Annotated in this window: 12 protein-coding genes; 10 read left to right on the top strand and 2 right to left on the bottom strand. The window is 73.8% G+C overall.

Translation table 11 applies throughout. The annotated features are described in order from the left end of the window. Positions 1–4: 4 nt before the first annotated feature. Positions 5–937 (bottom strand): 3-keto-5-aminohexanoate cleavage protein, encoded by a 933-nt coding sequence (locus AB0C87_RS13800; protein ID WP_360577684.1) that lies wholly within the window; start codon positions 935–937, stop codon positions 5–7. A 29-nt stretch (positions 938–966) separates the two neighbouring features. Then, complete coding sequence (locus AB0C87_RS13795) at positions 967–1,722, bottom strand: SDR family oxidoreductase (protein ID WP_353835462.1); 756 nt, start codon at positions 1,720–1,722, stop codon at positions 967–969. Positions 1,723–1,898: 176 nt separating this feature from the next. Here AB0C87_RS13795 and AB0C87_RS13790 point away from each other — a divergent pair, with 176 nt between their 5' ends. From AB0C87_RS13790 to AB0C87_RS13745, 10 genes are all read left to right on the top strand, one after another. After that, positions 1,899–2,507 (top strand): helix-turn-helix domain-containing protein, encoded by a 609-nt coding sequence (locus AB0C87_RS13790; RefSeq protein WP_353835461.1) that lies wholly within the window; start codon positions 1,899–1,901, stop codon positions 2,505–2,507. 190 nt (positions 2,508–2,697) lie between these two features. Beyond that, positions 2,698–4,254: an ABC transporter substrate-binding protein gene (locus AB0C87_RS13785; protein ID WP_360577682.1), complete on the top strand. Its 1,557-nt coding sequence runs from the start codon at positions 2,698–2,700 to the stop codon at positions 4,252–4,254. After that, positions 4,254–5,264 (top strand): ABC transporter permease, encoded by a 1,011-nt coding sequence (locus AB0C87_RS13780; protein ID WP_345177382.1) that lies wholly within the window; start codon positions 4,254–4,256, stop codon positions 5,262–5,264. Before AB0C87_RS13785 ends, AB0C87_RS13780 begins: the two co-directional genes overlap by 1 nt. Continuing rightward, positions 5,261–7,138 carry a dipeptide/oligopeptide/nickel ABC transporter permease/ATP-binding protein gene (locus AB0C87_RS13775; RefSeq protein ID WP_360577680.1) on the top strand — a complete coding sequence of 626 codons (1,878 nt, stop codon included), beginning with the start codon at positions 5,261–5,263 and terminating at the stop codon, positions 7,136–7,138. Before AB0C87_RS13780 ends, AB0C87_RS13775 begins: the two co-directional genes overlap by 4 nt. Then, the gene (locus AB0C87_RS13770) at positions 7,135–8,175 is read left to right on the top strand and encodes an ABC transporter ATP-binding protein (protein ID WP_360577678.1); all 1,041 of its coding nucleotides are present in this window, start codon (positions 7,135–7,137) and stop codon (positions 8,173–8,175) included. The genes AB0C87_RS13775 and AB0C87_RS13770 overlap by 4 nt, the downstream gene beginning before the upstream one ends. Continuing rightward, entirely contained in the window at positions 8,168–9,442 is a 1,275-nt protein-coding gene (locus tag AB0C87_RS13765; protein WP_353835456.1) for an amidohydrolase family protein, read from the top strand. The genes AB0C87_RS13770 and AB0C87_RS13765 overlap by 8 nt, the downstream gene beginning before the upstream one ends. Continuing rightward, positions 9,439–10,725, top strand: a complete 1,287-nt coding sequence (locus AB0C87_RS13760; RefSeq protein WP_360577675.1) for an aconitase X catalytic domain-containing protein — start codon at positions 9,439–9,441, stop codon at positions 10,723–10,725. Before AB0C87_RS13765 ends, AB0C87_RS13760 begins: the two co-directional genes overlap by 4 nt. Further along, positions 10,722–11,150, top strand: a complete 429-nt coding sequence (locus AB0C87_RS13755; RefSeq protein WP_353832601.1) for a DUF126 domain-containing protein — start codon at positions 10,722–10,724, stop codon at positions 11,148–11,150. Before AB0C87_RS13760 ends, AB0C87_RS13755 begins: the two co-directional genes overlap by 4 nt. Next, positions 11,147–12,076 (top strand): ornithine cyclodeaminase family protein, encoded by a 930-nt coding sequence (locus AB0C87_RS13750; protein ID WP_360577673.1) that lies wholly within the window; start codon positions 11,147–11,149, stop codon positions 12,074–12,076. The genes AB0C87_RS13755 and AB0C87_RS13750 overlap by 4 nt, the downstream gene beginning before the upstream one ends. After that, positions 12,073–12,993, top strand: coding sequence for a cyclase family protein (locus tag AB0C87_RS13745; protein ID WP_353832603.1), 921 nt, complete (start codon positions 12,073–12,075; stop codon positions 12,991–12,993). The genes AB0C87_RS13750 and AB0C87_RS13745 overlap by 4 nt, the downstream gene beginning before the upstream one ends. Positions 12,994–13,037 lie beyond the last annotated feature (44 nt).

Here is a 13,037-nt window from a genome sequence, read left to right as displayed (position 1 = left end):
TCCTCTATGAGGCCTTGTACCAGGGTCCGAGCTCGCTGCGCAGCGCGTCGGGCGTCGCGATCGGCCTGGCCAGCAGATCGGCGAGGCCGGTGGCGACGTGGACGAGTTCCGCGTTGCTCTCCGCCTGCCGGTCGCGGCGGACCCGGATGTTGTCCTCCAGGCCCACCCGGCAGTCGGCGCCCCACGACAGCGCGGTCGCGACATGGCGGAACTCGCCCGGGAAACCGGTCGCGGCCACGCTGAGGCTCGCAGCGTCGGGTCCGAGGATACGGGCGGCCGCCTGGGACAGAATGAAGAAGTCGTCGAGGGCGTTGCCGGCGCCGCCGAGCACGCCCAGCACGAGCTGGATCCGCACGGGCCCCTCAAGGGTGCCCTCGTCGAGCAGGAAGCGGATCATGGACAGGTGCCCGAGGTCGTAGGCCTCCAGCTCCGGCGTCACGCCCAGGTCGCGGAACTCGGCGGCGAAGCGGCGGATGGTGCCGAGCGTGTTGGTGAACACGCCCTCGCCGGACTTGTCCAGGACCTCCTGCTCCCAGGCGTGCCGCACCTTCGGCCAGCGCGCCCTGTCCGGGAAGCCCTCGTAGTTCATCGTCCCGAGGTTCAGGGTGCCGATCTCCGGCCGGCAGGCGCGGATGCCGGCCAGGCGCTGCTCCTCGGGCATCCCCGGGGTGCCGCCGGTGCTGATGTTGATGACGGCGTCGGACCGCTCGCGGACGCCGGCCACGATCTCGCGGAACAGGCCGGGGTCGCCGGAGGGGCGGCCGTCGGGCTCGCGGGCGTGGAGGTGGACGCACGTGGCGCCCGCCTCGGCGGCGGCGACGGCCTCCTCGATGATGGCCTCCGCGCCGCACGGGATGTGCGGGCTCTGGCTCGGGAGGACGTCGCCGCCGGTCACGGCGGCGGTGAGGACGCACGGCTCGTACTTGTCGCGCAACATGGCTGATCCCTTCGGTAACGGTGGGTACTTCAGGACGCGAGCGTGCCGAGGTCCGCCGGTAGGCAGACGCCGGTCACCGCGGAGGAAAGATCACTGGCGAGGAACGCGAAGAGGGCGGCGACCTCGTCCGTGCCGATCAGGCGTTTGACGGGCTGGCGGTCGAGCAGCAGCTCCAGCACCTGCTCGCGGGTGAGGCCGCGCAGCGCCATCTGCTCCGGCAGCTGGCGCTCGACCATCGGCGTCGACATCCAGCCGGGGGCGACCGCGTTGACGGTCAGTCCGTGCGGCGCCCCCTCCAGCGCGGCGACCTTGGTGAGGCCGTTGACCGCGTGCTTGGCCGAGACGTAGGCGGCCTTGAACGGCTCGGCCACCAGGCCGGAGACGGAGGAGGTGATCAGGACGCGCGACGCCGGGCGGCCGGTCAGTTCCGCCCAGGCGGCCTTCATGGCCAGGAACGGGCCCTTGACCATCACGTCCATGAGCCGGTCCCACTGCTCCTCGGGGAACTCGGGGATCGGCGCGACGAACTGCACGCCGGCGTTGAGGACCAGCACGTCGAGGCGCCCGTGGCGGCGCAGGGCCTCGGCGACCATGAGCCGGTTGCCCTCGGCCGTCGCCACGTCCGCGACGAAGTCGCAGGCGCCGCCCTCGGCCAGGTCGACGCCGACGACCTCGGCGCCCGCCCGGGTGAGGGCGCGGCAGATCGATTCGCCGAGCGCGCCGGCCGCACCGGTGACCAGGGCGACCCGGCCGGTGAGCAGACCGCTCAGGGAGGTTTCGAACACGCTGGTCAGCGCCCCCTCGGTCGTCGTGGCGGTTCACCACATCGTTACTGTCACTTAGGGGGCGTAAGCTATACTTACGTCGAGAAGGGCGTCAAGGACGAGGTCGTTCCCGACGCCGACGCTTCGCGCTGTTCAATATATTGACGCCACCTGCCCGGGTCGGGCAGGCTGTCACCATGCCGCGCAGCGCAAGGCCGACAGAGGCCGGTAGACCGGGCGACCCGACGCCGCCGACGCCGTCCATGGCGGTCGTGGGCAACCTCGTGCGCGAGCTGCGCCGCACCGCCGGCCTCAGCATCGCCGCCCTCGCCCAGGCCTCCGACCTGAGCCCCGGCCTGCTGAGCCAGATCGAGCGCGGCCAGGGAAACCCCTCCTTCACGACGCTCGTGAAGCTGTCGCAGGCGCTCGACGTGCCGGTCGGCCGGTTCTTCCTCGCCGACACCGAGGCCGGCGCCCTGGTCCGCGCGGGCACCCACCGGCGTCTGCTGCTGGCCGACGAGAACCTCGAGTACACCCTGATCACGCCGCACATGAACGGACGGCTCGGCATGATCAAGGCGCAGGTCGCCGCCGGGTGGAGCAACGAGAGCGCGCCGTTCGAGCACCCCGGCGAGGAGTGCATCCTGATCACCGAGGGCGAGCTGATGGTGTCCATCGCGGGCACCGTCCACACGCTCTACGAGGGCGACTCGATCACCTACGACTCCGGCCTGTCGCACTGGTACCGCAACGCCACCGACCGCAACGCCGTGCTCGTCGGCGCGATGACCCCACCGTCGTTCTGACAGACGGAACACCCAGGCGCAGCCGTTCCGGCTGCGCCTGATTCGTGCGTTCAACATATTGACATCGGATAGCCGGATCGTCACCATGGCCGACACAAGTTCACTTTGATGAACACGGCCAGGCGCCCGGCTCCCGGGGCACCGCACCTCCCATCCGGCACATCACCGAAGGACCACCATGAGAATTCGAATGGGGCATCGGGCAGTCGTCGCGAGTGTCTCCGTCAGCGCGGCCCTCGCCGCCGGTTGCGGCGGAGCCTCGGACTCCGCCGCCAAGGCGCCGCCGAACGTCACGAACGGCGTCGTCTCCATGACCCTCGACGGCCCGGTCAGCAGCTACGACCCGACCCAGGCGAGCACGTTCCAGGACTCCGTCGCCCTCGCCGCGCTGTACGACACGCTGGTCGCCTTCGACCCGTCCGGGAAGCTCGTCCCCGGGCTGTCGGACACCTGGAAGTCCACCCCGAAGACCGCCACCTTCCACCTCCGGAGCGGCGTCACCTGCTCGGACGGCACGGCGCTGACCGGCGCGATGGTGGCGGCGTCGCTGAACCGGCTCTTCGATCCGGCGACCAAGGCGCCGCTCGTGCGCCAGGCGATCGGCCCGGGCAACTCGGCGAAGGCGACGTCGACCGCGGACTCGGTGACGATCACGCTGGCGAAGGCGTGGTCGGACCTGGCGCCCGGGATGACGGGGCCGTTCGCCGGCATCGTCTGCCCGTCCGGCATGAAGGACCCGTCGAGCCTGCGGACGAAGTCCGCCGGCACGGGCGCCTTCGTCTCCGAGTCGCAGGTCACCGGCTCCAGCTACACGCTGACCCGGCGGCCGCAGTACACGTGGGGCCCGGCGTACGCCGGCCAGACGGCGGGCGAGCCGCCGAAGAAGCTGGTGCTCAAGGTCGTGGACGACGAGAACACCCGGGCCAACCTGACCTCCACCGGCGAGCTCCAGATCCCCTCGTTCACCTCCAACGCGTGGGACCGGTTCAAGTCGACCGGCGGGATCACCGTCCGCACGTCGCCGCAGTCCGACACGATGCTCGTCTTCAACGAGACCGCCGGCCATCCGACCGCCGAGCGCGACGTCCGGCTCGCGATCGCCCAGGCCTTGGATCGTTCCGTTCTGAACAAGGTGCAGAGCTTCGGCTCCGGCACGCTGATCTCCAGCGTCGGCCGCCCCACCTACGAGTGCTTCGACAGCGGCTCGAACGCCCTGGTCCCCAAGTACGACGCGGCCGCTGCGGCCAAGGCCCTCAAGGGCGTGAAGCTCCAGGTCATCGGCACCAACATCCTGGCCGGCGGCGCGGCCAACGACCAGGTCATGTCCGCGCTGCAGGCCGCCGGCGCCTCCGCGACGGTCCGCACGATGGACAACCAGGCGTGGGTGTCCGACCTGTTCAGCGGCAAGAACGACTGGGACGTCACGATCTTCGTGTACGGCAACCGGCTGTCGAGCTTCCTGCCCGTCGGGCAGTTCTTCGTGCACGACGCGCCGCCGAAGGGCCTCAACATCGGCGCGACGAACAACCCGGAGGCGGCGCGGGCCTACGACCGGGCCGCGACCGGCTCGGCCGAGGAGAAGTGCGCCGCGCTGACGACCTTCCAGCAGTCGCTGCTGCGCAACGTCGACGTCCTGCCGCTGGCCACCGCGCCGGTGCACGTCCTGTTCGCGGGCGGCACGAGCGGCAGCGTCGTCAACGGGTTCGCGGTGCCGGCCTCGATCCGCGTCGCCAAGGCGGGCGGCTGATGGTGCCGACCGCCGCCGGCGCGTCGGTGGCGAGCCGCGGTCTCGCCCGGCGGGTGGCCGGTTCCCCGTGGACCGGCTACCTCGCCCGGCGTCTCGGCGGCGTCGCCGCCGTGCTCGCCTTCCTCGTCGTCGTGACCTTCATGATCGTTCGCTGGGTGCCGGGCGATCCGGCCCGGCAGATCGTCGGGCTGACCGCCGGCGAGGAGGAGGTGCGGCAGGTCCGCGAGCGGCTCGGGCTGACCGAGCCCTGGTGGCGGCAGTTCGGCTCCTACCTCGGCGGGCTGGCGCACGGCGACCTCGGCGCCTCCTTCACCACCGGCCAGCCGGTGTCGGCGATGCTCGCCCAGCGGCTGCCGCTCACGATCGCGCTGGCGACGAGCGCGCTGGTCGTCGTGCTGGCCGTGGCGATACCGCTCGGCACCGCCGTCGGGGTCGCGCAGCAGCGCGGACGCGCCCGCGCCGCGACGTCGTCGTTCGGCGTCGGCGCCTCGGTCCTCGGCGCCATGCCGGAGTACGTCGCCGGGACCCTGCTGGTCTTCGTGTTCGCGCTGACCCTGCGCTGGCTGCCCGTGCAGGGCGGCGCGGGGTTCACCTCGATGATCCTGCCCGCCCTGTCCATCGCCATCGCGCCGGCCGCGGTGCTCACCCGTCTGGTGCGCAACGAGACCGCGACGGTGCTGTCCCAGGACTACATCACGATGGCGATGAGCAAGCGGCTGACGAACACGCGACTGCTGCTTCGGCATGTGGTCCCCAACGTCGTGACCAGCACGCTGACGCTCGGCGGCCTCATCCTCGTCGCGCTGCTCGGCGGGACGGTCGTCGCCGAGAACGTCTTCAACATGCCCGGCATCGGCTCGGAGATCGTCCGCGCGATCGTCAAGCGCGACTATCCGGAGGTCCAGGGGATCATCCTCGTCCTCGGGCTGGTCGCCGTCCTGATCAACCTGATCGTCGACGTCGCGCTGGGCCTGCTCGATCCGCGAGTGCTGACGAGGACACGCTCATGAGACGCAACCGGCTGCCGGCGCCGCTCGTCGCCGGCCTCGTCCTGGCCGCCCTGATCCTGGTGGTCGCCATCGTCGCGCCGATGCTGTGGCAGGGACGCGCCGACGCGCTGACCGCCGACATCCGCCAGGGTCCCTCCGGCGCGCACTGGCTGGGCACCGACGCGCTGGGGCGCGACGTGTTCTGGCGGACCGTCGTCGCGACGCGGCTGACGGTCGAGATGGCGACCGCCGCCACCGCGATCGCCGCGGTGCTCGGCACGCTGCTCGGGGCGGGGATCGCGGCCGCCGGAACGGCCGTCCGCGCGGTGGGCGACCGGGTCATCGACCTGCTGCTGTCGTTCCCGCCGATCATCATCGCGCTGACGTTCACCGCGATCCTCTCGCCGGGGCGCGCCTCCGTGGTCGGCGCGCTCGGCCTGGCGTTCTGCCCGCAGTTCGCGCGGCTGACGAACCGGCTCGCGCTGTCGGTGAACCAGCGGGACTACGTCGCGGTCGCGCGCCTGCTGGGCGTCGGCCGGGTCCGCGCCCTGACCCGGCACGTGGTGCCGAACATCGCCGCGCCCCTGCTCGTGCTCGTCTCGGTGGGGTTCGCGACCAGCGTGCTGACGGTCTCCGGGCTCAGCTTCCTCGGGCTGAGCGTCCAGCCGCCGGCGTACGACTGGGGCAGCCTGCTGGCGAGCGGGCTGCGCAACATCTACGACAATCCGGGCGAGGCGCTCGGTCCCGCCCTGGCGATCCTGGTCACCGGACTCGCCGCCGGCCTCGTGGGCGACGGGCTCGTCCGGCACCTGGATCCGCGCGGGGCGCCACCGCCGCGGCGGACCACGCCCGCCCCCGCACCGCCGCGCCGAGCACCGGCGGGCCGGGCACCGTCCGGCGGCGCCGGGCCGGAACGCGCCGCGGCAGCGTCCGTCCAGGGCCTGTCGGTCCGCCGGCCCGACGGCCGGGAGCTGATCCACGAGGTCTCGCTGACCGTCGGCGCCGGAGAGATCGTCGGCATCGTCGGCGAGTCCGGCTCCGGCAAGAGCCTGACCGCGCTCGCGCTCGCGCGGCTCCTCCCCCGCGAGCTGGACTGGTCGGCGGAGCGCCTCGACGTCGGCGGCATCGATCTGGCCGACCCGGCGAAGGCCCCGCCCGCGCGGCTGGCCACCGAAGTCGGGATCGTCTTCCAGGACCCGTCGAGCAGCTTCAACCCCGCGCTGCGGATCGGCACCCAGCTCACCGAGGTCCTCCGGGCGCACACGAAGACGTCCCGGCGGCAGGCGGACGCGCTCGCGGTCGCCCGGCTGACCGAGACGCGGGTGTCCTCGCCCGAGCTGCGGATGCGCCAGTATCCGCACGAGCTCTCCGGCGGCATGCGGCAGCGCGCGATGATCGCCGCGGCGATCATGCACGAGCCGAAACTGATCATCGCCGACGAGCCGACCACCGCGCTGGACGTCACCGTGCAGGCGGACGTGCTGCGCCTGCTGAAGCAGATCAACCTCGCGCACGGCACGGCGATCCTGCTCATCTCGCACGACATCGGCGTGGTGTCCGCGCTCTGCGACCGGGTCTGCGTGATGTACGCCGGGCGCGTCGTGGAGGAGGTGTCGGTGGAGGACCTCCGCCGGCGCGACGTACGGCACCCCTACACCCGCGCCCTCCTGGCCGCCTCGCCCGACGCGGCGACGGACCTGGACGGCGCCCGGCTCGTGCCGCTTCCCGGACGCGCCCCGTCCGCCGAGGCCCGGGGCGCGGGCTGCGCCTTCGCGCCCCGGTGCCCGCTGGCCACGCCCGTCTGCGCCGAGGTCGTTCCCGCGCTGGTCGCCGAGCCCTCGGGCAACGCGGTCGCCTGCCACGCCGAGACACCGACCCCGGAGGTCCGGACATGACCCACACCGACGAACCGGGCGACACCGTGCTGAGCGCCGAGGGGGTTTCGGCCGGTTACGGCGCGCGCTCCCGCAACGTCCTGCACGACGTGAGCGTCGCGATCGCCCGCGGCCGCACGATGGGGGTCGTGGGCGAGTCAGGCTCCGGCAAGTCGACGCTGGCCCGGGTGCTGGTGGGGCAGCTCGCCCCGGCGCGCGGCGTGGTCCGCCTCGGCGGGGCGGACGTCCACCGGCTGCCGCGCGGGGAGCGCTTCGCGGCCCGCCGCCGGATCCAGCTGGTCCCGCAGGACCCGTACTCCTCGCTGGATCCCCGCATGTCCGTCGGGCGGGCGCTGGCCGAGGCGATCGACCCGCGGGGGCGGCTGCGCACCGGCAGGCACCGGGAGCGCATCGCCGAGCTGCTGGAGTCGGTCGCGCTCGACGCCTCCGCCGCGCGGCGGCTGCCGCACGAGTTCTCCGGCGGCCAGCGCCAGCGCATCGTCATCGCGCGCGCCCTGGCCGCCGAGCCCCGGGTGGTGATCGCCGACGAGGTGACCTCCTCGCTCGACACCTCGGTGCAGGCCGAGATCCTGGAGCTGCTGCTCGACCTGCAGAGACGGCTGGGGCTGACCTACGTCTTCATCACCCACGACCTGGCGGTCGCGCAGTACATGTGCACCGACCTGAGCGTGCTGTACCTCGGCACACTGGTCGAGCAGGGGGCGACCGACGTCCTGTCCCGCCCGGGCCACCCCTACACCGAACTGCTGCGCGACAGCCGTCCCGATCCGAGCGGCCGGTCGCTGGCGGCGCCGGCCGGCGGGCTCACGAGCGAGGACGTCGCCGACCCGGCGAATCCGCCGTCCGGCTGCGTGTTCCACCCGCGCTGCCGGTACGGGCCGCGGACCAACGGGGACCGCGGCCGCTGCGCGGTGGAGCCGCCGGTCCTCCGGGACGTCGCACCGCACGCGCGCAGGACGGCGTGCCACTACCCCATCGGGCCGGCCACGCAGAACCGTGCCTCGCAGGACCCCGCCGAGGACGGTAGCGGTGAGTGAGCGCCTGCCCGCGGGCCCGGCGGCCTTCCTGATCCGGGACGTGAACCTGATCGACGGGCACGGCGGGCCCGGCCGCCCCGGCCTCGCCGTGGTCGTCGACCGCAGGCGGATCGCGTGGGTCGGCCCGGCGGAGTCCGCGCCGTCGTTCCCGGCGCACGCGATCGTCCACGGCGCCGGCCACAGCCTGCTGCCGGGGCTGATCAACTCGCACGTCCACCTGTCCGCCGACGCCGGGCCGGACTTCACCCGGCAGATCGAGTCCGACTCCCTGCCGCTCGCCGCGCTGAAGAGCGCGACGACGGCCGCGCTCACCCTGCGGACCGGGGTGACCGGCGTCCGCGACTGCGGCGCCGCCGACGGGGTCGTGATCGAGGTCGCCAAGGGGATCGACGACGGCCTGATCCCCGGGCCGCGCGTCAGGGCCGCCGGGCGGGTGATCACGATGACCGGCGGGCACGGCCACTTCATCGGGCGCGAGGCCGACGGGGTGGACGGCGTCCGGGCGGCGACCCGCGCCGAGCTCAAGGCGGGCGCCCACTTCATCAAGGCGATGGCGACCGGCGGCGTCCTGACCTCGGGGGTGGATCCCGGGAACACCGCTCTGGTCCAGGAGGAGCTGGCGGTCGCGGCGCAGGAGGCGCACAACGCGGGGCGGAAGATCACCGTGCACGCCATCGGCAACCAGGGGATCAAGAACGCCCTGCGCGCGGGCGTCGACTCGATCGAGCACGGCATCCGGCTCGACGACGAGGCGCTCGAACTCGCCGTCGCGCGGGGCGTCTACCTCGTGCCGACGCTGCTCGCGGTGGCCTCGATCGTGACGGCCGGGACCGGCGCGGGCATGCCGCCCTGGGTGCACGAGAAGGCCGCCCGCGAGGCGGAACGGCACCGGGAGAGCTTCGTCGCCGCGGTCCGCTCCGGCCTGAAGATCGCGGCCGGCACCGACGCGGGCACCCCGTACAACCCGCACACGGACCTCGTCCGCGAGCTGGAGCTCATGGTCCGGTACGGGCTGACCCCGCCCGAGGTGATCCGCGCGGCCACCCGCAACGCCGCGGAGAACATGGACGTCCTGCACGACACCGGCACGGTGGACGTGGGCAAGCTCGCCGACCTGGTGCTGGTCGAGGGCGATCCCGCCGCCGACATCGGCGCCCTGGCGCGGATCCGGCTGGTCGTCAAGGACGGCCGGATCGTCCACGAGAGCGCGGAGGCGGGCGTGGGCGCACGGGCGGGCGAGAGCGCACGGGTGGGTGAGGCATCATGACGCGCGCGATCCGCGATCCGGCGCTGACGGGCGAGCAGCGGGCGATGCTCGCGGGCGACCGCGGCGACGGCGCCGCGCTGGCCATGCGGGTGATCGTCCGGCTCGCCCGCGCGCTCGGCGCCGACCGGCTGATCCCGATCGACTCGGCGCACGTCGACGGCTGCCTCTTCCACGGGCAGGTGGGGATCGACCTGGTCGAACGGCTGATCGCCGGGGGCGCGCGGACCGCCGTCCGGGCGACGCTCAACGTCGGCTCGCTGGACCTGCTGCACCCGGGCGTGGTGCGCGGCGAACCCGGCGAGCGGGCGGACGCCCGGCGGCTGATGGACGGCTACGTGGCCCTCGGCGCGAAGCCCACGTGGACCTGCGCCCCGTACCAGCTCCCGGAGCGGCCGGCGTACGGCCGGCACGTGGCGTGGGCGGAGTCGAACGCCATCGTGTTCGCCAACTCGGTCCTCGGGGCCCGTACCGACCGCTACGGCGACTTCGCCGACATCTGCGCCGCCGTCACGGGCTTCGCCCCGCTCGTGGGCCTGCACCTGGACGAGAACCGCGCCGGTCAGGACCTGTTCGACTGCTCGGGGGTGCCCGCCGGGACGTTCGAGACGGACGTCGCCTGGGCGGCGCTCGGCCACCTGGTCGGCCGCCGGTCGGGGACCCGGGTCCCGGTGCTGACCGGGCTGCCCGGCGGCGCGGACGAGGACCGGCTGAAGGCGTTCGGCGCCGCGGCGGCCTCGGCCGGGGGCGTGGCCCTGTTCCACGCGGTCGGCCTGACGCCGGAGGCGCCCGACGCCGCGACCGCCTTCCGCGGCCGCGCCGCCGAGCGGCGCTTCGAGGTGACCGCGGCGGACCTGCGCGCAGCGCGCGACGAGCTCACCACGGCGCCGGACGGGCGGCTCGACGCGATCAGCGTCGGCACCCCGCACTTCTCGGCGGCCGAGTTCCGCGCGCTCGCCGCGCTGCTGTCCGGCGGGCCGCCGTTCGACGCGGGCGTCGAGTTCTGGATCTCGACGAGCCGGGCCGTCCTCGCCGAGGCCGAACGCACCGGCGACGCGGCGGTCTGCCGCCGCGCCGGAGCACGGATCCTGGTCGACACCTGCACCTACATCGCCCCGGTCCTGCGGGCGTCGGCGCGCGTGGTGATGACGAACTCCGCGAAGTGGGCGTGGTACGCGCCGACCAATCTCGGCATCGACGTGGTCTTCGCCTCGCTCGCCGAGTGCGTGCTGTCCGCCCGCGCGGGCCGCGTGGTGCGCGACCCCGCGCTCTGGGAGGCGTCGTGATCGGGACACCGCTCAGCCCGGGGCGGGCGACCGCTCCCCTGCTGCTGTTGGACGAGCCGCTGTCGTTCTGGGGCGGCAGCGACGTGGCGACCGGCGAGATCACCGACGTCCACCATCCGCAGCGCGGGGCGCGCGCCGCCGGCCGCGTGCTGGCCTTCGCCGCGAGCCGCGGGTCGAGTTCGAGCTCCACGGTGCTCGCCGAGCAGATCAGGCGCGGTGCCGCCCCGGCGGCCGTCCTGCTCCGCCGCCCGGACGCGATCGTGGCGCTCGCGGCGATCGTGGCCCGCGAGCTCTACGCGATCGAGATGCCCGTCGTCGTGCTGTCCGCCGGCGACTTCGACGCGCTCCCGCGCACGGGCACGGTGACGGTGGCGGCGACGGACGAGAGCGCCGAGGTTCGGATCGAGGAGGCGGGACGGCGATGAGCATCGATGGGATCGGCCCCGAGCGGATGCGGCGGCTCGCCGACGCGCGGCACCTGGTCGACGCGCTGGAGCGGGCGCTGCTCGGCGGCCTCCGGCCCGCGGACGAGCAGGGACGCGTCTCCCGGCCGACGAGCCACGGCGAACTGCTGCTGATGCCGTCGGAGGTCAGCGGCCACGTCGGCGTCAAGGTGCTCGGCCTGGCGCCGGGCAACCCGGCCCAGGGGCTCCCGACCATCTCCGGGCTGTACCTGCTGATGGACGCCCGTACGCTGCGGCTGGTGGCCACGCTGGACGGCGGGGAGCTCACCCTCCTGCGGACCCCGGCCGTGTCCGCCCTCGCCGCGCGGCACATGGCGGCCCGGCCGATCCGCACGGCCGTGGTGTTCGGCAGCGGGCCGCAGGCGCTCGCCCACATCGAGACGTTCCACGCGCTGCACGGGCTGAGCGACGTGGTCGTCGCCGGACGTGATTCCGAACGGACCGAGCGGCTCGTCCGCCGCTGCGCCGACGAGGGCCTGCGCGCCCGCGCGGGCTCGGCCCGCGACGTGCGCGGGGCCGACGTCGTGCTCTGCTGCACCAGCGCCCGCGAACCGCTGTTCGAGGCGGAGCTGCTGGCCCCGCGGACCGTGGTCGTCGCCGTCGGCTCCCACCACCCCGAGGCCCGCGAGCTGGGCGACGACGTCATGGCGGGCGCACACGTCGTGGTCGAGTCGCGGACGGTCGCGACGACCGAGGCCGGCGACGTGGTCCAGGCGCTCGGCCACGGGGCGATCGAGGAGACCGGCCTGATCGAACTGGCCGACCTCGTCCGCGGGGAGGCCCTCATGGACGACGCGAGACCGAGGGTCTTCAAGAGCGTCGGCATGGCCTGGGAGGACCTGGTCGTGGCGGTCGCGCTGCACGAGCGCGAGCGGGCGCCGCGATGACCTCCGAGGACTTCCGCCGGATCGGCGCCGAGGTCAGCAACTGGGGCCGCTGGGGCGCCGGCGACGAGCGCGGCACCACCAACCTCATCACGTCGCGGGAGATCGTGGAGGCGGCGCGGCTCGTGCGCAAGGGCGCGGTGTTCGACCTCGGGATCCCGCTCGGAGCCGACGGCCCGCAGGCGTTCCCCGGCCGTACCAACCCGCTGCACATGATGACCGAGACCGGTGCGGGTCAGGACTACCCCGGGGGTGCGAAGTGGTCGGACGACTACGTCGTCATGCCGCTGCAGGCCGGAACGCAGTGGGACGCGTTCGCGCACGTCTGGTACGACGGCCGGCTCTACAACGGGTTCGGCGAGGACGAGGTCGGCCCGCACGGCGCGGCGCGGTGCTCGATCGACGCCCTCGGCGGCGGGATCGCCGGGCGGGGCGTCCTGCTCGACGTCGCCCGGCACGCCGGTGTCGACTGGCTGGAGGGCGGCCACGTGATCGGCCCGGAGACGCTCGACGCCGTCGCGGAACGGCAGGGCACCGAGATCCGCGCGGGTGACGTCCTGCTGGTCCGGACCGGGTGGTGGAGGAAGTTCGCGGTCGAGCGGGACGCCGCCGGGTGGATGAGCACCGAACCCGGGCTCGGCCTCGACTGCGTGCGGTGGATCCGCGACCACGACCTCGCGGCGCTGGGCATGGACAACTGGGGCATCGAGGTGGCGCCCGGAGAGGACCCCGCCGTCACCAGCCCCGTGCACTGCGTGCTGCTTCGCGACGTCGGGCTCCCGCTCGGGGAGATCTTCGACCTGGAGGCCCTCGCGGAGGACTGCGCGGGCGACGGCGTGCACGAGTTCTTCTTCGCCGCACCGCCGCTGAAGGTCACCGGCGCCGTCGGCTCGCCCGTGAACCCGCTCGCGCTGAAGTAGGCGCCGGCGGCATCGCGCCGTGTCCGGCCACCCGGGCCCGGGGC

The organism is Actinomadura sp. NPDC048021 (assembly GCF_040653135.1).
Lineage (GTDB): Bacteria > Actinomycetota > Actinomycetes > Streptosporangiales > Streptosporangiaceae > Spirillospora > Spirillospora verrucosospora.
Note: the sequence above shows the minus strand (reverse complement) of the source record. Positions and strands in the feature narration are given on the sequence as shown.